General features: G+C 59.9%; 18 protein-coding genes, 3 pseudogenes and 1 riboswitch. Of the genes and pseudogenes, 14 read left to right on the top strand and 7 right to left on the bottom strand.

All coding sequences use genetic code 11. The features are described from left to right. Positions 1–890: alpha/beta hydrolase (locus AC1DE4_RS21975; RefSeq protein ID WP_477883013.1), on the bottom strand; the 890-nt coding region annotated here is incomplete at its 3' end. Between the two features lie 1,084 nt (positions 891–1,974). Beyond that, a riboswitch (TPP riboswitch) is annotated at positions 1,975–2,069 on the top strand. Between the two features lie 48 nt (positions 2,070–2,117). On the opposite strand from AC1DE4_RS21975, the gene thiM reads away from it, so the two are divergent. From thiM to AC1DE4_RS21955, 4 genes are read left to right on the top strand one after another with little or no spacing between them, the layout of a single operon-like run. Beyond that, entirely contained in the window at positions 2,118–2,921 is an 804-nt protein-coding gene (gene thiM, locus AC1DE4_RS21970) for a hydroxyethylthiazole kinase (RefSeq protein WP_477883009.1), read from the top strand. Then, on the top strand, positions 2,918–3,553 hold the full coding sequence (thiE, locus tag AC1DE4_RS21965; protein ID WP_477883007.1) for a thiamine phosphate synthase: 636 nt from the start codon (positions 2,918–2,920) through the stop codon (positions 3,551–3,553). Before thiM ends, thiE begins: the two co-directional genes overlap by 4 nt. Beyond that, positions 3,550–4,371, top strand: coding sequence for a bifunctional hydroxymethylpyrimidine kinase/phosphomethylpyrimidine kinase (gene thiD / locus AC1DE4_RS21960; RefSeq protein ID WP_477883005.1), 822 nt, complete (start codon positions 3,550–3,552; stop codon positions 4,369–4,371). Before thiE ends, thiD begins: the two co-directional genes overlap by 4 nt. Beyond that, positions 4,368–5,132 carry a 3-oxoacyl-ACP reductase gene (locus AC1DE4_RS21955; RefSeq protein ID WP_477883003.1) on the top strand — a complete coding sequence of 255 codons (765 nt, stop codon included), beginning with the start codon at positions 4,368–4,370 and terminating at the stop codon, positions 5,130–5,132. Before thiD ends, AC1DE4_RS21955 begins: the two co-directional genes overlap by 4 nt. A 12-nt stretch (positions 5,133–5,144) precedes the next feature. Here the strand turns inward: AC1DE4_RS21955 and AC1DE4_RS21950 are convergent, their stop codons facing one another. From AC1DE4_RS21950 to AC1DE4_RS21940, 3 genes are all read right to left on the bottom strand, one after another. Then, the gene (locus AC1DE4_RS21950) at positions 5,145–5,993 is read right to left on the bottom strand and encodes a carbohydrate ABC transporter permease (RefSeq protein WP_025661306.1); all 849 of its coding nucleotides are present in this window, start codon (positions 5,991–5,993) and stop codon (positions 5,145–5,147) included. Continuing rightward, the gene (locus tag AC1DE4_RS21945; RefSeq protein ID WP_025661305.1) at positions 5,986–6,924 is read right to left on the bottom strand and encodes a carbohydrate ABC transporter permease; all 939 of its coding nucleotides are present in this window, start codon (positions 6,922–6,924) and stop codon (positions 5,986–5,988) included. Before AC1DE4_RS21945 ends, AC1DE4_RS21950 begins: the two co-directional genes overlap by 8 nt. 67 nt (positions 6,925–6,991) lie before the next feature. Then, on the bottom strand, positions 6,992–8,302 hold the full coding sequence (locus tag AC1DE4_RS21940) for an ABC transporter substrate-binding protein (RefSeq protein WP_477883001.1): 1,311 nt from the start codon (positions 8,300–8,302) through the stop codon (positions 6,992–6,994). 216 nt (positions 8,303–8,518) lie between these two features. Here AC1DE4_RS21940 and AC1DE4_RS21935 point away from each other — a divergent pair, with 216 nt between their 5' ends. The 3 genes from AC1DE4_RS21935 to AC1DE4_RS21925 are packed head-to-tail and all read left to right on the top strand — an operon-like array spanning position 8,519 to position 11,512. Beyond that, positions 8,519–9,718, top strand: a complete 1,200-nt coding sequence (locus tag AC1DE4_RS21935; protein ID WP_062376205.1) for an ROK family transcriptional regulator — start codon at positions 8,519–8,521, stop codon at positions 9,716–9,718. Between the two features lie 34 nt (positions 9,719–9,752). After that, the gene (locus AC1DE4_RS21930) at positions 9,753–10,853 is read left to right on the top strand and encodes a Gfo/Idh/MocA family protein (protein ID WP_477882998.1); all 1,101 of its coding nucleotides are present in this window, start codon (positions 9,753–9,755) and stop codon (positions 10,851–10,853) included. Positions 10,854–10,870: 17 nt separating this feature from the next. Beyond that, positions 10,871–11,512 (top strand): ThuA domain-containing protein, encoded by a 642-nt coding sequence (locus AC1DE4_RS21925; RefSeq protein WP_112643234.1) that lies wholly within the window; start codon positions 10,871–10,873, stop codon positions 11,510–11,512. 83 nt (positions 11,513–11,595) lie between these two features. Here AC1DE4_RS21925 and AC1DE4_RS21920 read toward each other — a convergent pair whose 3' ends face one another. Continuing rightward, a complete protein-coding gene (locus AC1DE4_RS21920; RefSeq protein WP_477882996.1) occupies positions 11,596–12,849 on the bottom strand; it encodes a D-amino acid dehydrogenase in 1,254 nt (417 codons plus the stop codon). A 530-nt stretch (positions 12,850–13,379) separates the two neighbouring features. On the opposite strand from AC1DE4_RS21920, the gene AC1DE4_RS21915 reads away from it, so the two are divergent. Next, on the top strand, positions 13,380–14,786 hold the full coding sequence (locus tag AC1DE4_RS21915; RefSeq protein WP_477882994.1) for a DUF5939 domain-containing protein: 1,407 nt from the start codon (positions 13,380–13,382) through the stop codon (positions 14,784–14,786). A gap of 144 nt (positions 14,787–14,930) precedes the next feature. Here AC1DE4_RS21915 and AC1DE4_RS21910 read toward each other — a convergent pair. Continuing rightward, positions 14,931–15,394, bottom strand: a pseudogene (locus AC1DE4_RS21910) (winged helix-turn-helix transcriptional regulator); the annotation flags it as partial. 107 nt (positions 15,395–15,501) lie between these two features. Here AC1DE4_RS21910 and AC1DE4_RS21905 point away from each other — a divergent pair. From AC1DE4_RS21905 to AC1DE4_RS21895, 3 genes and pseudogenes are all read left to right on the top strand, one after another. After that, positions 15,502–15,625 (top strand): annotated as a pseudogene (locus tag AC1DE4_RS21905) (oxidoreductase); the annotation flags it as partial. Positions 15,626–15,683: 58 nt separating this feature from the next. Then, positions 15,684–16,685 carry an NADP-dependent oxidoreductase gene (locus AC1DE4_RS21900; RefSeq protein ID WP_169683516.1) on the top strand — a complete coding sequence of 334 codons (1,002 nt, stop codon included), beginning with the start codon at positions 15,684–15,686 and terminating at the stop codon, positions 16,683–16,685. 86 nt (positions 16,686–16,771) lie between these two features. After that, a pseudogene (locus AC1DE4_RS21895) lies at positions 16,772–16,987 on the top strand (transposase); the annotation flags it as partial. A 60-nt stretch (positions 16,988–17,047) separates the two neighbouring features. Here AC1DE4_RS21895 and AC1DE4_RS21890 read toward each other — a convergent pair. Beyond that, positions 17,048–17,947, bottom strand: a complete 900-nt coding sequence (locus AC1DE4_RS21890) for a LysR family transcriptional regulator (RefSeq protein WP_477882992.1) — start codon at positions 17,945–17,947, stop codon at positions 17,048–17,050. Positions 17,948–18,222: 275 nt separating this feature from the next. Between AC1DE4_RS21890 and AC1DE4_RS21885 the strand changes: the two genes are divergently transcribed. The 3 genes from AC1DE4_RS21885 (at position 18,223) to lhgO (ending at position 23,604) form a co-directional block, all read left to right on the top strand. Then, entirely contained in the window at positions 18,223–21,078 is a 2,856-nt protein-coding gene (locus tag AC1DE4_RS21885) for an FAD-binding and (Fe-S)-binding domain-containing protein (protein ID WP_477882990.1), read from the top strand. A 38-nt stretch (positions 21,079–21,116) separates the two neighbouring features. After that, positions 21,117–21,569, top strand: coding sequence for an Lrp/AsnC family transcriptional regulator (locus AC1DE4_RS21880; RefSeq protein WP_477882988.1), 453 nt, complete (start codon positions 21,117–21,119; stop codon positions 21,567–21,569). An 805-nt stretch (positions 21,570–22,374) separates the two neighbouring features. Beyond that, positions 22,375–23,604 carry an L-2-hydroxyglutarate oxidase gene (lhgO, locus tag AC1DE4_RS21875; protein ID WP_477882986.1) on the top strand — a complete coding sequence of 410 codons (1,230 nt, stop codon included), beginning with the start codon at positions 22,375–22,377 and terminating at the stop codon, positions 23,602–23,604. The last annotated feature ends 122 nt before the right edge of the window (positions 23,605–23,726 follow it).

Genomic DNA, 23,726 nt, shown 5'->3' with positions numbered 1-23,726 from the left:
GCGAACTTGCCGTGGTTCAGGCCTTCGCCTTTGACCTTGGTGAGATCGATGGCGGTAATGCCGGCGGCTTCGAGTTTCGAGCGATAGGGCTCAACGGTCGGATCGATCGCGCCCAAACGCGAGACCTTTCCCGTGATGAAACTTGAAACAGCAAGCGCCTTGTCGTCCTGAGACACGAAGATCGTGAATTTCGGCGTCGGCGTGCCCATCTCCGCGAACTGCTTGGCAAAGACCTGAATATCGATATCCGGGGACGCGAGAATGACGTTGTGGATCTTGCTGTTCACGTGTCCGTCGCGGATACCCATCTGCCGCAGGGATTCCATGGTGAGCCAGGTGCCCATCGAATGAGCGAGGATCGTGATGTCCTTGACGTCGGGGTCGGCGGCTAGCGTCCGCAGCGCCTGCTCGAGCGCCGTGCGTGAATAGTTGGTGCTTTCCTTGTCGTATTGATAGGCGGTGAGCTGCGCGCGTGACGGCCAAGTGAACAGGATAGGGGTCGCCTGCATCCCTGAATCGTGGACGATCTGGGCCAGACGGAAGACGGAATCCTCATACTTGTTGTTGAAGCCGTGGATAAAGACCAGCGCATGCCCGCCTTGGATGTTCTGGTGGAACCAGGCGCGCCCCTCTGGAACGGTGTCGATCTCCTTGACGCTGGTCACCGCAAAATCGGTCGCGGGATTGGGCGGCAGATGTTTCGGCCATTGGACTGTGCCTGTGGCCCGTTTCGCCGGAATGGAGACGTCAACCGCCGTCAGGTAGGGCTTCGGGCTGCGTTCGCCGGTGAAGAGTGTCGCCGGGTCGCCGGAAGGTTCGCGCGTGGTTGCGACCAGCATGCTGACCTTTGAGGTATTCTGCGTTGCCGCTGATAGCGCAACAGGGGCCATGACGCCGCTTGGATGACCGCAGCTGGCAAGAACTGCCGCGACGAGCAAAGGTGCAAGTGTCCGAACAGTACGGGCAGCAATCACGTTCCGGTTCCCTCATTGAAACGCAAGCACCTTACGGTGGCCGGGCCTTGGTGACGTACTCTCACAGAAACGACGCGGATGTTACGTGCAATTCGCGCCCATGCCCTAGGGCAGGACGAACGATCTACGACAAGCTCAATTCGGGGTCTGGAGCCGTCTATCCATCTCGAACTACGCCTTCGGCTTCCGCAGCTTCACTGCCACACAATGCTTGTTTCCGGCATCCCAAACGCTGTCGGTCCTGCAGACCGGCTGCTTGGGCGAGCAGGACTTTCCCGCCAACGTGGATTTCAAGCTGCGAGTGCACAGGCACCTCCCTTTTTCCCAACCCCAGTTTTCGGGACAACTGACGCAGCGCTTTGTCTTCGGGTCAACGAACCGGCCGGCCCCACAGGAACAGGTCGAGCGCTTGGCATCCCACGACGCCCCCGCGGCGCACGCGACGCAAGTTTTCCTTCTCGAATCCCAGTTTTTCCCATCTGGACAAGTTCCACTCGAATTGACCGCATTGCCGGGAGCCTGCGCCGAAGGGAGCTTTTGTGGCTCGATCGCCTGCTGGCCTGGACAAGTGAGCTTCTGATCGCACTGCAGGGAGCAGCCGACAACCCCGCGAGACCGGTTGACCGGCGTGTCTGGATATTCAAAGGGACAGGGCATCTGCTGCGCGCCTGCTGTCCATCCGAACAGCAAGACCAAAGCGAAGAGAAGAAGACGACATCCCAACATTTCAGAACACTAGGCCCCGGCATATGATCTGTCCAGCTTGTCACAGGCGCGACCCTGGACCTGCGCACGGGAGTTCGCATGACCAGCAGCTGGGAGCGGATCCAATGGCCCGGCGTATCGATCGGATCTCATTTCCGTGCCGGAGCCGGAGCCCGATGACGTCGAGGTCGACGCCGCGCGCCTCCTCCAGGGCGTTTCCCGGCATCGCCGGGTTCACCTGGCGATATATCCATTTTTTGGATGACAGGCGCGTTCTTCTCTGCGAGAAGAAGGCAATGAGAGACAGGGGCGCCCTCGAAGATGGGCTGAGAAGTACCCTTTGAACCTGAACCGGATAATGCCGGCGGAGGGAGTCGCTCGGGACGTTTCGCCTCCTGCGTCAGTCCCCGCGCCTTTCTCCCCATCGAAAGGCGCACCATGCAAGATCAGACCTTACCGGGAATACTGCTGAGCGAGTTGCGCGCGCAACCGCCGCTCGTGCACTGCATCACCAACTTCGTTGCCATGAACATCGCAGCCAATGTGCTTCTGGCCGCCGGCGCGTCTCCCGCCATGGTGCATGCGGAAGAAGAGGCTGGCGAGTTTGCGGCGATCGCAGGCGCACTGACAATCAACATCGGCACACTGTCGCCATCCTGGTTGCGCGGCATGGAGGCGGCAGCCCTCGCCGCCAGCCAGTCCGGCAAGCCATGGGTCCTCGATCCGGTCGCCCATTATGCCACCGGCTTCCGCCGGGCAGCCGTTGATCGGCTGCTGGAGCTCGGTCCGACGGTCATTCGCGGCAACGCCTCCGAGATCATCGCCCTTGCCGGTGGCGAAAGCCGGGGCCAGGGGGTGGACAGTCGTGACGGGGTCGAACAGGCCGAGGAATCCGCCCGGCTGCTTGCCAGGACACACGGTGCAACGGTCGCGGTAACCGGCGTCGTCGATTTCGTCACCGACGGTGAACGAGCTGCCTGGATTGAAGGCGGGTCGGCCTTGATGCCTAAGGTGACCGCGCTCGGTTGCGCACTGACCTGCCTCGTCGGAGCATTCACGGCGATCCGCCCTGCCGCACCGTTCGAGGCAACGGTTGCAGCGCTTACGACCTTTGCTGTTGCCGGCGAGATGGCAGCCAGCAGGGCAGAAGGCCCGGGTTCGTTTTCTCCGGCGTTTCTCGATGCGCTTGCAGCGCTTGACGCCCCGCTCCTCGATCGCCATGCGAGGGTGCGTTCCGCATGAGGACCATCGACCTTTCCCTTTATCTTGTCCTCGATCCCGGTCTTTGTGCCGGCTTCGGCATGGTGGAGACCGCGCGGGCGGCTGTTGCTGGCGGAGCGACGGTTGTCCAGCTGCGCGACAAGCAAGCCGATACAGCCCTGATGATCGAAACAGGTCGGGCGCTCAAGGTGGCTTTGTCTGGCACCGGTGCCTTGCTCATCGTCAACGATGACGTGGAGGCTGCCGTCGCAATTGGTGCTGACGGTCTGCACATCGGGCAAGAGGACATGGATGCGCCAACTGCCCGCGCGCGGATTGGAGACGATATGATCCTTGGCCTCTCCGTTGAGACCGAGGCGCTGGCCGCGGGGGTCGATGCGGCAATCGTCGACTACGCGGGTATCGGCCCGGTCTTTGCGACATCAACGAAGGCGGATCACAAGGAGCCGACCGGTTTCGCTGGCCTTGCTCGCCTCGTGCGCGTCTGCCCCGTTCCCGCAGTCGCAATCGGCGGGCTGAAGGCGGCTCATGTCGGGGATGTCTTTGCTGCTGGGGCTGACGGTCTTGCCGTCGTCTCTGCGATATGCGGCACGCGTGACCCTGAGGCGGCGGCTCGCGAGATCGCGGAAAACATCAGAAAGGTTCACCGATGATCCGAAACGTTCTCTCCATTGCCGGATCCGATCCTTCTGGCGGCGCCGGAATCCAGGCGGACCTGAAGGCCTTCTCTGCCCGCGGTGTCTACGGCATGGCGGTGCTGACCGCGCTGACGGCGCAAAACACACAGGGCGTTTGCGGGGTCCATCTGGTTCCGGCTGCCTTCGTCGCCGACCAGATCAAGGCAGTGTTTGCCGATGTCCGTGTTGATGCAATCAAGATCGGCATGATTGCCAATGCCGAAATCGCCAACGCTGTCGCCGATGCGATCGAACCCCACAAGGGCATTCCGGTCGTTCTTGATCCTGTCATGGTCGCCAAGGGCGGGGCTAGCCTCCTCGATCGGTCTGCGGTCGACGTCCTCACCCGGCGGCTGCTGCCGCTTGCGACGCTGCTTACTCCCAATCTTCCGGAAGCGGCAGCACTCCTGCATGGACCGACGGCCGATACCCGCGCGGACATGGCTGAGCAGGCGCAAAGCCTGCGTGCTCTTGGCCCGGAGGCGGTGCTGGTCAAGGGCGGTCATCTGCCAAGCCAGGAGAGCCCTGATGTCCTGGCGACAGCCACGGGGGTGAGCTGGTTCGAGGCGCTCCGGGTACCGACTTCGAACACGCATGGCACCGGCTGCACGCTATCGAGCGCGCTTGCCGCCGAGCTCGCGAAGGGGGCGACGCTGCCCGAGGCAGTGGCGGATGCGAAAAGCTACCTCGCCCATGCCGTCGCGCAGGCGGATACGCTTTCTGTCGGTTCCGGGCACGGGCCGGTTCAGCATTTTCATGAGCTTTGGAAGTTGAAAGAAGGACATTCGAGATGAGTTTGGCGATCAGCGAACAGACCGTCATCATCACCGGGGCCGGGCGTGGCCTGGGCGCCGCCATCGCTGCTGCCTTTGCCCGCCAAGGCGCGAAGGTCGCAATCAACTACCGCAACAGCCGCATCGAGGCCGAGGCGCTTGCCGCGTCGTTGGGTGATCGTGCCCGAGCCTTCCAGGCGGATGTCCGCGACAGCGAGGCCGTCAAGCGCATGGTGGCCGAGGTCAAGGATACACTCGGTGCGCCGACGACAGTCGTGCACAATGCCCTGACCGACTTCAGCTTCAACGGAGACGCCCGATCGAAGCTCGACCAATTGACCTGGGGTGAAATGACATCACAGCTCGATACGGCCGTGAAGGGGGCGCTGAACCTGATCCAGGCCGCCCGCCCGGACATGGCCACTGCCGGTTTTGGGCGGATCATCACGATCGGCACCAATCTCTTCCAGAACCCGGTGGTGCCCTACCATGACTACACGGCTGCCAAGGGTGCGCTTCTGTCCTTGACCCGCACGGCGGCCGCAGAGCTGGGCCCATCAGGCATTACCGTCAACATGGTCTCGGGCGGCTTGCTGCGCGCCACTGAAGCGAGCAGCGCCACACCGGATGCGGTCTTCGATCTGATTGCGGCAAGCACGCCCCTCCGGCAAGTGACGACGCCAGAGGAAATGGCCGACGCGGTCCTGTTTTTCGCAAGCCCCTGGGCACGCGCCGTTACCGGGCAGAACCTCATCGTCGACGGCGGACTCGTCTTCGGCTGAGGCAAAGCCACCTCAGGACTTGACCGCACCCGCGGTCAAGCCGGCGATGATGTGCTTCTGCGCCAGGAAGAAGACGATGATCGTTGGCATGATTGTCAGCGTGATGAAAGCGAGCACCAGCTGCCAGGCAGTGCCGAACTCGCCGCGATAAACCATGATGCCGAGCGGCCAGGGATACATCGTCTCCGAATTCAGCATGATCAGCGGCAGGATGTAGCTGTTCCAGCTGCCGACAAAGGAGATGATGCTGACCGTTGCAATGATCGGCCGCGAGAGCGGCAGCGAGATGTGCCAGAAAAACCGGATGTAGCCGCAGCCGTCGACGATGGCAGCCTGGAACAATTCTTCCGGGAGGTTGCGAAAATAATTCCTGAACAAGAGAATGCTCATGCCGAGGCCAAAGGCGACCTGCGGCAGGACAACACCCCAGTAGGAATTCAACAGGCCCAGGTCCCGGATCCGGATGAACAAGGGAAGGATGGCGGTCGCGGCCGGAAACATCAGGCCGATCAGGAAGTAGTTGAGCAGGAAGCCGGCACCGAAGAACTTTACATGCGCGAAGGTGAAGGCAGCCATGGCGGAAACCGAAACCGTCAGGCAGACAGTCAAGGTGGCGATGATCAGCGAATTCATCATCTGTCGCCAGTAGCGGTCTCCGAAGAGAATGTCGGTATAGTTCTCCGGATGCCATGCGGCAGGTAGCCCGAAGGGGTTCGTTCTGAGGTCGCCGAGGTCCTTGAAGCCGCCAAGTGCCGTCGTCATCAGGGGAACCAGCACGATCGCCGCGATGAGCGTCAGCGAAACATAGAGATAGATCTTCGTGCCGGTCGCGGTCCGGGCAGATGAGGCCATGTCAGTCATTGCGCATGAATATCCGTTTGTAGCCGAAGGCCAGCGTCACACAGATGACGAAAAGGACGACGCCGACGGCGCTGCCGAGGCCGACCTGCATGCGCGTGACGCCGAAATTGAACAGGAAGGTGACCATGGTCTGCGTCGCATTGAACGGCCCGCCACCGGTCAGCGGCATGATGAGATCGAAGAGCTGCAGCGAGCCGACGACGGCAAAGAAGATGGACAGGCGGACCGTCGAACCAAGAAGCGGCAGCGTGATGTAGCGGAACCGCTGCCAGCCGCTCGCGCCATCGATTTCGGCAGCCTCCAGCACGCTCTTGTCGAGCGACTGCAGCCCGGCGATGAACAGCATCATGTGGAAGCCGAAATACTTCCAGACGACGACAGCCAGCACCGCATAGATTGCCAGGTCCTTGTCCGCCAGAACATAGGGCGTCTCGACGCCAATGAGGTGGGCAGCCGAGGCAAACAAGCCATAGTCACCGTCATAGACGAAGCGCCAGATGAGGCCTGCCGCCACCTCGGCGAGGACATAGGGCAGAAAGAAGATCAAGCGGAAGAGGACCACACCGGCGATCCGGTGCGCCAGCATCATCGCCAGCCAGATCGCGAGCGGAATCTGAACCAGAATGGAAACAACGATGATCAGGGCATTGTTTTTCAATGCTGTTATGAAGGCGCTGTTCTTGAACAGGACCTCGAAATTCCGCATGCCGACAAACTGTGTCGGCAGACCGTAGCCATCCCACTTGTAGAGACTGTACCAGGCCGCCTCGCCCATCGGCAGGATGACGAAGATCGTGAACAGCAGCAGTGCTGGCGGCAGAAACAGAAGCAGGACAGGCAGGCGCCGCGCCAGGCTGGGATCCTTGCTGCGCGCCGACGATCTTAAAGTCGGGCGCGGACGGATGACGCTCGTCGCGCTGATGGTGGTCATTAAAGCCGATCCTCCTCATTCAGATTGAGGGCGGCGCGGATGCTTCTCCGCGCCGCGACAGTCTTGATCAGAGCTGATCCTGCTCGAAGGCTTCCTGGATCTGCTGTGCTCCATCGGCAGGGCTCATCTGCCCGGAGACTATGGCAACGGAGACATCGTTGACGACACGGCCGACCGACGGGCCGAGATCCTGATCGAAGAAGTTCTGATGCCAGGTCGAGTGCGCCAACTGTTCGGCGGACTGATGCAACAGCGGATTGGTCACACCATCCTCGGCACCGACGGCGACCGGGATGAGCATGCCGGCCTTGGCCATCTCGCGCTCGTTTTCGGCGTTCGTCAGATAGGCGAGGAAGTCGAGCGTTTCAGGCGGCGCCTTCTTCGTCACGGCCCAACCGTTCAATCCACCAAGCGTGTCGGTGACCGCGCCTGCGCCGCCCGTCACGGCCGGAAACGCAAAGCGGCCGATATTGTCCGGATCGAGCCCCTTGCCATCACCGGCGTTCGTGCGCTGGTTGGCGGCGGTGTTTTCAAACGCCAGGATCATTGCTGCCTTGCCATCGCCGAAGACGCCGAGCGTCTGCGGCCAGGTGGCGCCGAGATAGCCCGGCTGGAACGGCTCCAGTTTGCCGAGCTCGGCAAGCTGCTCTCCGGCCTTGATGATTGCCGGATCGTTGAAACCTTCCCCTTCACCGGTCTTTGCCGCGTCGAAGACCTTCTGGCCACCGTTGCGCATCACCAGATAGCTCCAGTAGAAATGGAGAGGCCATTTCTCGCCACCGCCGCCCGCAATCGGGACGATGCCGGCATCCTTGATCTTCTTCACGGCATTGAGATAGTCATCCCAGGACTTGATGCTGGCGGCATCGACACCGGCCTTGGCGAAAAGCGCCTTGTTGTAGAAGAACGAGACGGTGCCCATCTTGAAAGGCACGGCGCCGATCTTGCCGTCGTAGGACAGGCCCTTGATCGCGGCCGGGTTGTAGCTCTTCACCCAGGCGCCATCCTTTGCGTTCATCGCCGACGTCAGGTCCATGAGCGTCCCGGTCGCCAGCTGCTGCTTCAGCACGCCGCCGCCCCAGCTGTAGAAGAAATCCGGCGCATCGCTCGACTGCAAGAGGGTCGGAAGCTTGGCCTTGAAAGCCTCGTTTTCCAGGAACTGCATTTCGATTTTCACGCCGGGATGTTCGGCCTGGTATTTGTCTGCAATCTTGCGCCAGATCGCGACATAGTTCGGATCGAGCTCAAGGTGCAGCCACTTGACGGTGGTGTCTGCCGCGGCACTTCCCGCAGCAATCAGGAGCGCCAGTCCCGTGGCCGCCGAGCGGGCGATGAAACGGCTGCGAAGCAAGGCTTTCGCCTTCATTTGGTCAAACATGATTTTCTCCTCCAGCAAGGGCAAAAATCGTCCTCTTCAATTTTTCCCTTATGCGGATTAAATCATCGGGAGGTTTTGGCGAATGTCAACTCCCCTCGTTGAAATCGGGCAGATTTGCCTTGACAGACGGGGATGCTGGCGCGCTATTTAATTCGCATACCGTTGAAAATATGAGCGCCGCACGCCGCGGTCACATTGAAGAGCCTGGCCGACCTGATGAAGACCGCAGATCCCGAATTGATGCGCGCGATCAATCGCTTGAACGTGCTGGACACGATCCGGCGTCACGGGCCGATATCGCGTGTCGAGATCAGCGAACGCACGCAGTTGTCGACCACGACCGTTTCGGCGATCACTGCTTCCTTGCTCGACGACGGGCTGATCCTGCCGCGCCACGAGGGCGATATTCGCAACGAGGCGGCACGCGGAAGGCCGCGCGTCATGCTGGAGCTCAATCCCGATGCAGCGCGCGTCGTCGGGGCGAAGATCGCGGCCAACCGCCTGGTGTTCGTGGTGACCGATTTCCGTGGCGACGTGCTGTCGAAAATCACCCTGCCGATCCGCATCGACCGCCAGCCGATCGGCGTGATCGCAGACCTCGTCGAAGACGGGGTGCGCCGCTGCGTCGTCGATGCCGGCCTTTCGCTCGAGGATGTCGACAGCGTCTGCCTTGGCCTTCCCGGCGTGATCGAGCACCGAACCGGCCATATCCGCAGCAGCCCGATCTTTCGCGACACGAATGTCGATTTCGCAAGCGAGATGACGACCAGGCTCGATACCCCGACCATCGTTGAAAGCGATGCGCATGCGATCACGCTTGCCCATCACTGGTTCGGCAAGGCCCGTGACCTGGAAGACATGGTATTGATTTCGCTCGAGCAGACACTCGGTCTCGGCGTGCTTCATGACAATCAGCTGTTTCGTGGTGCTGGCGGCCTCAGCCACAATCTCGGCGACCTGGTGCTTGGCATGGGACCCAACGGGGTCGTGCGGCTATCGAGCCAGGCTGGCGAAAGCGAAATCCTTGGCGAGCAGCCGGCCAGTGGCCGCTTTGCCGAGGCCATCAAGCTTGGACGCGGCATGACGCATGCCCAGGCGCTCATCAAGGCCGAGGACAGTACGTTGATTGGTGCTGCCATCCGGGCCGGCGAAGCCGTTGGCGTTGCGATCGCCAACATCGTCACCTTGTTTGCGCCGCCCCGGGTCATCCTCGTCGGCTCCAGCCTTGCGCTCGGTGAGCCATTTCTCGACAGCCTGCGCAACGCCTATGCGCTCGCCGTTCCGCCGTCGCTGAAGGGCGTTGCCGAACTCGTCTTCGACGATTCGACGGACGACTTCTGGGCGCAAGGAGCTGCTGCGGTGGCACTTTACGAACTCTACGAGTCGCCCTGGAACACCACTGGTCCAGCGCTCTGAGCAGCAAAATCACGACATCCAACGGGAGGAAATCATGGAACGAGTCGGTATCGGCATCATCGGGTGCGGCAATATCTCCGGCGCCTATCTAAAAGCGATGGCATCCTTCCCCATCCTTGAGGTTCGCGGCGTAGCCGATCTCAACCACGCATTGGCAGAAGCCAAGGCCAGCGAATTCAATGTGCCGGCAAAGAGGATTGATGAGCTTCTTGCTGATCCGAAGTTGGAAATCATCGTCAATCTGACCGTCCCGAAGGCCCACGTTGCCGTCGGCCTGCAGGCACTTGCGGCCGGCAAGCATGCCTATTCGGAAAAGCCGTTGGGCATCAATTTCGCGGAGGGCAAGAAGCTCGCCGAAGCCGCCAAGGCCAGGGGGCTGCGCATCGGTGCGGCTCCCGACACATTTCTCGGCGGCGGGCATCAGACGGCGCGTGCCCTCATCGATCAGGGTGTCATCGGCCAGCCGGTCGGCGGCACAGCAACTTTCATGTGCCCCGGCCACGAGCGGTGGCATCCAAATCCGGCCTTCTACTACGAGGTCGGCGGCGGACCGATGCTCGATATGGGCCCGTACTACATCACCGATCTCGTCAACCTTTTCGGACCGGTCGCGCAGGTGGCAGGCTTCGCCATGACGCCGCGAAAGGAGCGCGTGATCACCAGCGAACCGAGAAACGGCGAGCACATCCCGGTACACGTACCCACCCATGTCGCCGGTCTCATGGCGTTCGCCAATGGTGCGGTCGTACAGATCGGAATGAGCTTCGACGTTGCCGGACACAAGCATGTGCCACTGGAGATCTACGGCACCGAGGGCACACTGATCGTTCCCGATCCCAATCACTTCGGAGGCGATGTTGAAGTTTTGAAGAAAGGTGGCGCCTTCGAACAGCAGCCGCTGACGGCGCCCTATGGCGACGGCAATTATCGCTCGATCGGTGTTGCGGATCTCGCCCATGCCATCCGCTCGAACCGGCCGCATCGTGCCAACGGCGACCTGGCTCTGCATGTCCTCGAGGTCATGGAGGCCTTCCACGCTGCCTCCGAGAGCGGGCGCACGGTTGCCATCACCACTCAAACAGAGCGGCCCATGCCGCTGTCACAGTCGCTCGTCGACGGGCGACTGGCCAAGTAATCATCAGGAGGAAGACTATGCGTGAAGCACTGATCGTCTGGGGCGGATGGAGTGGCCACGAGCCGCAGGAATGCGCCGCAATCATCAAGGACATGCTGGAGGAGGACGGGTTCAAGGTCTACGTCGAGCACACGACCGAGGCTTTTGCGGATCCGTCCGTCCATGATCTCAGCCTCGTCGTGCCGATCGTGACGATGTCGAAGATCGAAAAGGAAGAGATCAAGAACCTCGCGGCCGCGATCGAGGGTGGCGTCGGCATTGCCGGCTACCACGGCGGCGCTGGTGACAGTTTCCGCGAATGCGTCGAATACCAGTTCATCATTGGCGGCCAGTGGGTCGCACACCCCGGCAACATCATCGACTACACCGTCAATGTCACTCGCCCGGATGACCCGATCATGGAAGGCATTGCCGACTTCCCTTACACGTCCGAGCAATACTACATGCACGTCGACCCCTCGAATGAGGTGCTGGCCACGACGAGGTTCACCGGCGATCACGCCTACTGGATCGATGGTGTCGTCATGCCCGTTGCCTGGAAACGCAAATACGGCAAGGGCCGCGTTTTCTATTCCTCGCTCGGCCATCAGGCCAAGGAATTCTCGGTGCCCGAGATGAAGACCATCTTCAGGCGTGGTGCCAACTGGGCGGCACGCTGACCACCCGATCGTGAGACCCCGGCGCTGCCATCGCGGCGCCGGTATTTTATCAGGATAGCGTACGAATTCTGCCTTTCGTCCCCTCAGCCGTAGCGGCTGAGATCGAGACCCTCGATCGATATCTGCGGTCTTGCCCTGTTGATGATATCTGTCAGCACTCGGCCGGAGCCGCATGCCATCGTCCAGCCAAGCGTGCCGTGGCCAGAATTGAGGTAAAGGTTGTCGTAGACGGTCTTGCCGATGATCGGCGTTCCGTCGGGCGTCATCGGGCGCAGGCCGCACCAGAACTGCGCCTGGCTCTGGTCCCCTGCCCCACCAAACAGATCTTCGACGGAATGCACGAGCGTTGCCTTGCGGGACGTCGGCAAGTCCTTGTTGAAGCGCGAGATTTCGGCCATGCCACCAACGCGGATCCGGTCGCCAAGGCGGGTGATGGCGATCTTGAAGGTCTCGTCCATGATCGTCGAGACTGGTGCGCGGCTTTCGTCGATGATCGGAACCGTGATCGAGTATCCCTTCACCGGGTAGATCGGGATCTTCAGTCCGAGCGGCTTCAGCAGACTTGGCGTGAAGCTGCCGAATGCGGCCACGACCGCATCGCCATCGAACACGCCCCGCGATGTTTCCACTGCGCTGATCCTGTTGTTGTCGATCCGCAGCTTGTGGACATCGGTTCCGTAGACGAAATGGACGCCCAGTGCCTCGGCACGCTTGGCAAGTTCATTGGTAAACTTGAAACAGTCACCAGTCTCATCATTGGGAAGACGCAATCCGCCGACGATCTTGTGCTTCACCGGCGAAAGCCCGGGCTCGGCGGCAACACACTGGGCCGGATCGAGCACCTCGAACGGCACGCCGTCCTTTGCAAGAACCTCGATATCCTTTGTGATCGAGTCCAGTTGCTTTTGCGTGCGAAAGAGCTGCAGGGTTCCTTGGGTTCGCTCGTCATACGGAATGCCGGTCTCAGCGCGCAGTTCAATCAGGCAGTCGCGGCTGTATTCGGCAATGCGCACCATTCGGCTTTTGTTGATGGCATAGCGCTTGGAAGTGCAATTGCGCAGCATTGCCATCACCCAGGCCCAGGTGGCCGGATCCACAGTCGGGCTGATGATCAACGGCGCATGCTTCATGAAGAGCCATTTGATGGCCTTCTGAGGTATTCCGGGGGCGGCCCATGGCGACGCGTAACCCGGCGAGATCTCACCGGCATTGGCATAGCTCGTCTCCAGCGCTGGTCCGCTCTGGCGTTCCAGCACCGTTACATCGTGTCCCGATCTTGCCAGATAGTAGGCTGTGGTGACGCCGATGACGCCGGCGCCCAAAACGGTGATCTTCATTGTGCACCCCAGAAAATGAAAGACGTCAGCTCAGATGTAACGGCGTTGGCAGCAGCGCTCCAGACCGTCGGCAGTTTACGGCAGGGGCGCCAACGTCAATGGAAAGGACGCCGCATCCGTCCGTTGCAAGCGTCACTTTGAAGGTACTGCTGTCCATGATTGGTCCCGATTTACCTTGCGTGAGGATATCGTTCGTCAAACGGAAGTTTCGCTCAATCCGTTATGGAAACAAGCAATTGCGGTCGTATTTTCGCAATTTTCATCAGATCATTGAGCGTTTCGTGCGGCACCCGCTGGAAAAGGTAACTGATGAACCGCTCTGCTGCAGGAGACAGGCTCGCGCGGCTTCGAGTCAACAGGTAGAGCGAGCGGACAAGCCGAAAATCGGCGATCTCTAGAAAGACAATGTCCCGGCTTTTGAATGACCTCGATTCAATCTCATTGGTGGCGAGATTTCGATCAGAAAATTCCGTGGTACAATTCGGGTGCTGGCGTTATCCCTTGTGGTTACGCACACGGAGACGTGTCTCATGAATGAAGTGGACGCGCATTTTGCCACGCTGCGACAGGCTGCTGACCCGCAGACGGTTGACCGTATCGAGCGCGTAGTCACGCATGGGTCCGATCGCGATCTCAATCGCATCAATGTGCTCGCCTTTGCTGACAAGCATCATCTCGACGAAGAGAAAACGATCGCAGCATTTCTGCATGCAGCGCGCATTGGCGTGTTCGACATGACGTGGAATGTCCTTTGCCCAGGTTGCGGCGGCGTCCTGGACACCGGTGCAACTCTGAAAACAGTCGATCAGGAAACGTACCAGTGCGCGCTCTGCGCGGCCGGATATGAACCAACCCTCGACGAAATGGTCGAGGTGACGTTCACGGTCAGTCCAAGGGTTCGCAGGATTTCTGCCCACGACCCCGATCGGCTTCCGCCGCTGGAATATTACCGACAGATCTTCTTCAGTTCCGGAGTCGACCTGCCGGAGGACTTCGAAGCAAGGTTTGCACGCATCCAACTGGAGATGATCGAGTTGGCTCCGGGGGAGAAGGCTTTCCTCTCACTGCACCTGCCGGCGCAATTCGTGATCATCTTCGATCCGGCAACACACGCGGCGCAGTTCATCGACGTGAAGGGGGAGCCCACCGACGAACGGCAAAACCTGTCGATGGTCATCAGCAAGGCGCATGCGCTAAACGAAACGGTCCCGCTTCGTCCCGGCCCACTGCGGCTCATGCTTGAGAACCACACCGAACGCAGGGTGATACCGAACGTCTGCGTTGCAGGAGACGAGCTACACGACCTGTTGGGCCGCAGGCGAGCTTTTCTCACGGCGAAACGTCTCCTGTCGAACCAGAGTTTCCGGGACATCTATCGGACCGACACGCTTGACGTCGACCAGCGCCTCAAGATCACCAGCCTCACCTTCCTCTTTACTGACTTGAGAGGCTCGACCGCGCTCTACGAGCGCGTCGGTGACCTTGCCGCATTCGATCTGGTACGAGCGCACTTCAGGGTCCTTCACGAGATCGTTGCCGCGGAGACCGGAGCCGTCGTCAAGACAATCGGCGACGCCGTCATGGCGACCTTCCCGAGCCCCGACCGCGCAGTGGCCGCCGCGCTCCGGATGCGCGAGGCGATGCTTCAGTTGAATGCCGAGCACGGCAGCGACGATCTTCTCCTGAAGATCGGCATCCATGAGGGACCATGTCTCGCAGTCAACCTCAACGACAGGCAGGACTACTTCGGTCAGACCGTCAATATTGCCTCCCGCGTACAGGGCCTTGCAGATCCCAATGTGATCATGACGACGGAAGCGATTGTCGGGGATACCCACGTTTCAGAAATCCTGCGTGACACCGGCATCACGTCGGTTTCCCGAATGGAGGAACTTCAGGGCATAGCGAGGGAGGTGAGAATCTTCGCGCTGTCCTGAGCCTCACCCTGTCGACCTCATCCGAACTTGAAATCCGCTTCCGCCCTATTCCGGGAGCGCTGCTCGTGCCAGCAACGAATTGCTCGACGGCAAGCCGCAAGGATTGGCGGTCGAAAAGGCGCTCAACGCGAGCTTCGCAGAGATGTCAGGCGCGGCTTCATCTGCTGCGGGGCGGCCTATTCGGGTGCGGCGATACGTATAGGACGTGTTCCGACCGGAGCGCCAGTCACGCGGTCGATGGTGACGGGATCGATCTCCGTCCCGGTCTCGGCGTCGAAGAACCGGGTTACCTTACCGCCGCCGCGATGCTTGCGTCCCCACGCGCCGATCGCAAACAGCACTGGCAGAAAGTCGCGGCCGGCTTCCGTCAGCACATACTCGTCCCTTGGCGGACGGTCGGAATAGCGGCGCTTCTCCAGCAGCCCCTCATCAGTCAGGCCTGAAAGTCGCCCCGTCAGCATCGTCGGCGCGATACCGAGGCTCTTGCGGAAATCGTCGAAGCGGGTCAGCCCCGCATGGGCGTCGCGCATGATCAGCATGCTCCATGCGTCCCCAACAAGCGCGAGGCTTCGAGCGATCAGGCAGGGCTGGTTCGAAAGATTCTTCATGTCCATATCTTTTTAGTAGTGACTCGATATCAATTTGATAGTAACTGATTGTTCATCGATGTTCCATGACAAAATCAAAGCGGAGGCCGATGAGCAAAACAGAATAGGCATTGCCTAAACCACGTGACACCGCCGGAAAAGCGGCGAGACAGGTCCGCTTCATCCGCCGCTTCCTGCCCCGATTCCTTCGTCGACAAGAACCTTCGGAAATTCAACAAACTTCCCGATTGAGCCTTCATCGCCGCACTGCTGGCGCTGCCAGCTCACCCTAGAAACGAGAGTTAGTATGATGAAATCATTCCAGATCGATCGCTATGCGAAAGGCGGTGCCCTGCGGCTTGGCGAAGGTCCCGAGCCGGAATTGCGTGAGAACGACGTCATGGTCGAGATCCATGCCGCCGGTGTAAACCCTTTGGACAGCAAGATCAGGGACGGAGAGTTCAAGCTCGTCCTGCCCTACCGCCTTCCACTGGTTTTGGGCAACGATGTCGCGGGCGTCGTGGTCCGGGTCGGGGCCAAGGTCCGGCAATTTAAACCCGGCGATGAGGTCTATGCCCGTCCGGCCCAGGATCGCATCGGTACATTTGCGGAATATATCGCCATGGACCAGGCCGATGTAGCAATGAAGCCGAACAATCTGACCATGGAAGAGGCCGCATCCGTTCCACTTGTCGCCCTTACGGCATGGCAGGTGCTTGTCGAGCGGGCAAACGTGCAGAAGGGGCAGAAGGTCCTGATCCATGCCGGCTCGGGCGGCGTTGGCACGATCGCAATCCAGCTTGCCAAGCATCTCGGGGCATATGTGACCACCACCACGAGCTCGGCAAATATCGCTCTTGTGAAAAGTCTCGGCGCAGACGTCGTGGTCGACTACAAGAACGGTGACTTCGAGAAAGTGCTGCAGGGCTATGACGTCGTGCTGAACAGCCTCGGGAAGGATACGCTGGAGAAATCCCTTGCTGTGTTAAAGCCGGGCGGCAAGCTGCTCTCGATTTCCGGTCCGCCCGATCCGGACTTCGCGAGGCAGAACGGCTCCGGCTGGCTACTTCAACAGGTCATGCGCTTGCTGAGCTCTGGTATCAGGAGAAAATCGAGACGCCGAGGGATCAGCTATTCGTTTCACTTCATGGCAGCCAACGGCGGGCAGCTCGGAAAGATCACCTCCCTGATCGAGGCCGGTCACATACGTCCAGTGATGGACCGGGTCTTCCCGTTCGAGAGGACAAACGAGGCTCTGGACTATGTCGAAACGGGTCGTGCGAAGGGGAAGGTCGTCATCGCTGTGAAGTGACGTCTGGGGGCGAATAGAGGTCAGCGGCATTTGCCACTTGCAGCAATATCCAGGGATTGATTCCTTGCAGTGCAAGGAGGGCTGCAATGAGTGATATAATGCTGTTATCCCAAGCGCAAATGCGCCGAATAAAGCCCTATTTTCCACGCGGCCTTCCGTGAGTGGATGACCGTAAGATCGTAAGTGGCACTATCTTGGTCATTCGCAACGGATTGCGCCGGTGCGACGCGCCAAAGGAATACGGTGCTTGCAAGATGCTTTACAATCGCTTCATCCGCTGGAGCAGGCTCGGCGTCTTCAGTCTGGCTCTGATTAGTAAGTCCTAAATCTAGGCAAGATCCTGCTTGTCCTGTGAGAGGGTGCTAAGTGAGGTAGGCGATAAAGCGCTTTGCCGCGGGCGGCAAAGTCGAGCGAGTGCGGGTTAAGAGATAGAGCGAGCGCACCAGGTGTAGGTCAGCGATCTCGCGAAAGACGATCTCGTTACTTTGGATGACATCGGCAGCCTGCTGTGGCAACAGGGCTATGCCGGCATTGCGACTGATCAAGGTCAACTGGGCGATGGTGCTGAATGTTTGAATGCGACCGACGGTCAGCTGTTGCGGCAGGTCAGGGCAGTCCGCGAGCATCCTCGCAATACCGGCCTGCCCGTCGAGGACTATCAGGTCATCTGGGTCGATGTCGGACAGAAAGACCAAAGCTGAAGACTGGGCCAGGCGATGGCTTTTATGGCAAACGAGACCAAATGCATCTTCGCTGATCTTTTCTTCATGCAATTCGGCCGACTTGAACCCCGGCCCGGCCAACGCGAAATCAAGCGTTTCGTCAACAACCAGACTGGCTAGGCGTTCGGCAACGTCGTCGTGAACAATGACGTCGATCCCAGGATGATCTGAGCGGAATTTAATGATCGCTTCAGAAAGCGGAGTAAGGACGGCGGATGGCGCAGCGCCTATGAGCACCCGCCCCCGCTTGAGACCACCTACCTGTCGCACATTTGCGAGCGAAAGCTCAAAACGAGCGAGAATATCGCGTGCGCCCTCCAGGAATTCCTGACCCGCTTCAGTCGCTCGTATCGGACGAGATTTCCGGTCAAAAATTGCCGTCCGGCACTCTGCTTCGAGTGTCCGAATTGTTTCGGTCAAGGCTGAGGGAACGACCCCAAGCAACAGCGCAGCTCGGGTGAAGGACCCCTCATCCATTACAGTGAGCGCTGCCCTCAGGTGTCGCAAACCAATGTTCGTGTTTTCTGGAAATATCTTCATCGAAGAAATAGCTCCAGTTCAGCGGTGGTTGGTCGAGGCGGGACGCAGAGGGCACCCTGGTTCTGGAATCATCTTTCACCCCGGGTCAGAATGATTGTTTTGCGAGTTTGAGATCATTGCTTACCGGATCGGATTCCATAACCGTTAGCGAGGCTCGAGGATGGCGCAGGCCCCAAGTTCGTATTTTCCGAAAATATTTTCATATCTTTCTAATTATACGAACGTCGTCTTTATGGTTCAATGCCTTTCCGTGATGCCCCTGGGTTACAGTGATAATGCACCAGAACATAAAGAAGCCCCTTTATCATACTGCTCTTGAACGACTTCCTGCTCTTCTGAAGGAAACTGGTTTTCGTGGCGACGTCGCAAGTGATGCTGCACTTCTCGCGGCCATGTCCACCGACAACAGCGTCTATGCGATCGCGCCGGATATCGTCGTTGCCCCACGCGATGCCGAGGACGTGCGACGGCTGATGCGTGTCCTCGATACTGATGCACTCAGCGGCGTTCCCGTTACCGCGCGCGGTGGCGGCACGGGCACCAACGGCCAGAGCCTGAATGCCGGCATCATCGTAGACTTTCAGAAGTACATGAACCGTCTACTGGCGGTGAACGTCGAAGAGCAGTGGGTAGAGGTGGAGCCCGGCATCGTTCTTGATGAACTGAATGCGCAGCTTGCGTCGACCGGTCTTTTCTTTGCGCCGACGACATCAACGGCGAGCCGCTGCACCATTGGTGGCATGGTAAGCACGGATGCGTCGGGCAAGGGGTCGCGGCGCTACGGCAAGACCAGCGACAATATCCTTGGAATGGAACTCGTTCTCGATGGCGGGCGGACATTGGATAGTGCCGCGCCGCCCCCCGATTGGGCTCATGCAATGCTCTTGGAGATCGAGGGGGCCTGTCAGTCGGGTCGCGAAGCACTGCTGGAAAAGGTGCCGGCGCTTTCACGGCGTTTTACGGGTTACGATCTCGAGCGGGCCAAACCGCCTGGAGGCGATCTCGAATGGTGGCGGCTACCGATCGGCGCGGAAGGCACCCTGGGTCTCGTCACGCGGGTAAGATTGCGTCTGCTGCCGAAGCCGAAATTTAAGCGACTGGTCGTCATCGGCTTCGAGACATTTGCCGCGGCACTCGATGCGGGCGGTGCCCTTCTGGCGCATGATCCGCTGGCGATCGAAGTCATGGACGAATGGGTCCAGGGCCTGGCCGAAACAGCCGGAATTCTGCAGGCGCTGCCTGCCGGGCTTCGCGCTCGCGACGGGCAGCCGATTGCCTATAATTTCGTGGAGTTCGTCGGAGACGACGAAGCCGATCTCGCACGGCAGGTTGAAGTCCTGCGCAAGAGCGCGCTGACGCTTACCGGCGCAATCGCAAGCCACGTGGCTGTTGATGATACCGAAATGGCTGCGCTCTGGCAGGTCAGGGCGGCAAGTGTCGGGTTGCTCGGCAAGGTCGGCGGCACGCGCCGGCCAATCGCTTTCGTCGAGGACTGCGTGGTGCCTGTCGAAAACCTTGCCGCCTTCGTCACGGATTTTACGGGGCTGCTGAGCGCCAACGGCTTGAACTTTGGCATGTATGGGCATGTCGACGTTGGCTGCCTGCATATCCGCCCTGCCCTCAATATCAATCGCGACGAAGACAGGGCCATCATGAAGGCGATTTCGGACGGCGTGTTCGAATTGACGCGCAGGCATGGCGGCATCTTCTGGGGGGAACACGGCAAGGGCGTGCGTGGCGCCTATCTGGCGGAGTTCGTCGGCGCCACGGCCTACAACGCGTTTGGCCGCATCAAGCGGGCATTCGACCCTCGGCATCGCTTCAACCCGGGAAAGCTCGTCGGTGAACCGGGTGCCCTCATGGGTATCGAGTCAACCCCGTTCCGCAGCGTCAACACCGAAGACGGCGATCCTCTCAGCCTGGCGTTCAAGTGCAACGGCAATGCGCAGTGTCTGAGCTATCAGCGCAGCACCGTCATGTGCCCCTCGTTCAAGGCGACCCGTGACCTTCGCCATTCCCCGAAAGGCCGCGCCGACGCGCTGAGACATTGGCACCAGATGCATCAGAGCGGCCATGCGACCGAGGAACTGGAGGATGATGTCCTGGCCGCGCTCGACGGATGCCTTGGCTGCAAGGCCTGTGCGACGAGTTGCCCGGTGCAGGTCGACATACCCGAGATGAAATCGCATTTCCTCGACCGGCTCTATCGGAAGCGTCGACGATCGCTGGCGGACAAGGCAGCGCTGTTGCTCGAAGAATATTCACCGGTTCTGGTTCGTCACAGAAAATTCGCGGCGATTTTTGCAAGACTGTTCAACCCGCTGATGGAGACACTGTCTGGTCTGCGCAACCTTCCTTCACTGGCATTTCACGATGTGGGCAGAGGCGGATATCAGACCTTTTCCGCCGAAGTGATCGCAAAACGGCAATGGCACGAGGAAACGGTCTTCATCTGGCAGGATCCGTTTACGGCGCTTTTCGACACACAGGCAGCCCTGGCGCTCGCAGATGGTCTTAGCCGGTTTGGCTACCGGCCTGTTTTTGTTGCGATGTCGGCGGGGGGAAAGGCGGCCCACGTGCTCGGCGACAGAACCCGGTTCATCAGGCAGGCCAGGAAGCTGAGGTCGGCGATCGACAAGGTTGCCGGATCCGGCAGGGCGATGGTGGGGGTCGATCCGGCTTTCGTCATGATGATCCGCCAGGAATACAAGAAGGCCGGCCTGGCGGGGGAGCCTATCCTTCTTGTCCAGGAGTTCCTGAGCGAGGAAATCGCCCGGGGGCGCGCCCTGCCGAAGCTGACCGCGGCGCGATTGCCACGCAAGCTGTTCGTCCATTGCAGCGAAAGCGCTGGCGGTAGCCTGATGGACTGGAAGAGGGTTCTTGCTGCTCTTGGCGCGCCGGTCGAAATTGCGGCAACCGGATGTTGCGGCATGGCCGGCATGTTTGGCCATCAGGATCGGCACCAAGCCCTCAGCAGGCAGACTTTTGATCTTTCCTGGGCGGGCCAGCTGCAGGGCGAAGACGAGGCGATGGTCTCCGGCTTTTCATGCCGTTGCCAAACGAAGCGATTCTCTTCTATTCGGGGTGAACATCCCATGCGATGGATTGCCGACGCAATCGATGCTGGATGAAGGCGGTACCGCCGCGGGCGCGAATAGATGAGGCGACAATGTATGAGATTGATGCTCTCGACAGGAAAATCATTCGGCAATTGCGTCTGAACTCCCGGATATCCAATGTCGACCTCGGCAAGGAGATCGGCCTGTCCGCCTCTGCCTGCCTTCGCCGTATAGGCTTGATGGAAAAGGCAGGTATCATCAAAGGTTATACAGCCATAGTTGATGTCGTGGGTGAGGAAGCAATTGCGGTCATCATCCAGATCACACTGGAGCGTCAGACGGAGGAATACCTCAATCGCTTCGAAGCCGCCGTGCGCAAGTATCCGGAAATCCGCGAGTGCTTCCTGATGACGGGCGGGTCCGACTACATGCTTCGCGTTGACGTCGAGAGTGCCGGCGCTTTCGAACGAATACACAAGGAAATCCTTTCTTCCCTGCCTGGGGTGCTGCGGATCAATTCCAGCTTTTCCATCCGCAACGTCCTGTCGACACGCGAGAAATAGACTTCTGGCAGGGGGCGCCGCGCCGACGAAGCGTTCAAGAGCTGGAACGGCGCGGGCTTCGGCCCTTTGTCCATATGCTGCGCGGTTTGGATTTGTGCGGCGACCGCTGGCCGTTCTCGTTGGCCGGGCGCCGATGTGGCCCGTAACTTCAAACGGAACCTGATTTGCCCCGAACGCATGGCGAGGCGGAGATGCCATTCAGCCATTTCGACCTCGAGAGATCTAATTGGAATACTGAGTGCACTCTCCTTGACAAACAAGAGGTCGCAACATGGGGAAGTTGGTTCGTTTTCGTCCAGGTCTGGCGAGAAATCATATTAGCAGGACTGTAAATAAGGTTTAGTGTGGGGCGCTTTCGGGACCGGTGTCCCGAAGGTGCGCCGTAACAGGAGGCTTCCCTTGCGCCAACCCCCGCCGGGGGGGCCTCCTGTCACAAGCCCGCCTCGGGTGAGGTTCTAAAAGAAATGGGAACCAACGGGCGCCCTATCCGTTTGCGGTTGGGCTTTGCTTATCTTCTTCCCCGCGAGGCCTTAACGCTCTATTGCCCCTGAAACCGCGACTTCCGGGGTTCAAAAACTCCAACCCCGCTTCCTTCAGCGGGGTTCTTTTCGTTCTGACGGTGAGAACCCGGCCGCCCTTTGCCAATTTTCCGCGACGATGGCGTCGACATGCGCCCCCCAAGCAACAAGAACCGCGCGCTCTATGCCCGCGCCTGACGAGCAAGTTACGCCATAAGAACTTCAAGACGGCGTGGCGCTCGAGTGCTAGCCTTGCAAACAGGCAGCAGTCGGAGTCGGGCAGCAAGATGTATGATTATTGTATCATTGGCGGTGGCATCGTCGGTTTGGCGGTCGCCATGGCGTTGCAGGAAAGGATGCCGGGCGCCAGCATCGTAATCCTGGAAAAGGAGCCCGAGCTTGCGAGACACCAGACAGGCCACAACAGTGGCGTCATCCATGCCGGAATTTACTATGCTCCCGGTTCGCTGAAGGCAAAGCTCTGCCGTGAGGGTGCCGAGGCGACGAAGCGCTTCTGCACTGAGAACCGCATCCCCTTCGAAACCTGCGGGAAGCTTTTGGTCGCGACTGATCATGCGGAGATGCAGCGCATGGAGGCGCTTGAGGACAGGGCGCGCCAAAACGACATCGATTATGCGCGGCTGTCGACGGCGCAACTGAGAACCGATGAGCCCAATATCGCGGGTCTCGGTGCCCTTCTCGTCCACTCCACGGGGATCGTCGACTATGCAATTGTCTGCCGTGCCATGGCACGGGCGATCGAGACCGGAGGCGGCGAAATCAGGCGCGGAACGGCAGTCAGAGCCATTCACGAACACGAGAAGGGCGTGCGCGTCGAAAGCGCGTCCGGTCCTGTCGAAGCGAGAAGACTGATAGCCTGCGCCGGTCTCCAATCGGACCGCATCGCATTGATGGCCGGCGTGAAGATCAGCCATCGGATCGTGCCTTTCCGAGGGGAATACTACGCACTGCCGGCATCCAAGGCGAAGGTCACACAGCGCCTGATCTATCCAATCCCCGATCCGGATCTGCCGTTTCTCGGAATTCACCTGACGCGAACGATCGACGGTGGCATGACTGTCGGCCCGAACGCAGTGCTTGGCTTTGCGCGCGAGGGCTATGCCAAGGGCAGCTTTGCGATCGCTGATGTCGCCAGTATGACGACATTTCCCGGCTTCTGGAGAATGGCACGGAGGAACTGGCGCTCGGCAATCTCAGAATTCGCCAATTCCGCATCGCGCGCCCGCTATCTTGCCGAATGCCGGAAATATTGCCCGTCCCTGACAATTGATGACCTGCAGAGCCCACAGGCTGGCATTCGCGCCCAGGCGGTCATGGACGACGGAAGCCTGGTCCATGATTTTCTCTTCAAGCAGACCGAACGAATGCTGCATGTCTGCAATGCCCCCTCACCCGCGGCAACCTCGGCCATCCCGATCGGCCGGATGATCGTGGACCGGTTGCTTGAGGGCGAGGCAACCAAGGCGCCCGCCGTCCCGGAGCACGCTCGAGCCTGACATTTCAGGTTGAGCCGGTTTGACGTTCGTGCGCGTCAAGGGATCGCGAGCCCGATCAACGGCGAGCAATATGCCGGTGACCATGTGGTCCTCTTCGCCCGAGGGGGTGACGTGAACGTGTC

This window comes from Rhizobium sp. 10N414, from assembly GCF_056394785.1.
This window is presented reverse-complemented; position numbering and strand designations above follow the sequence as displayed.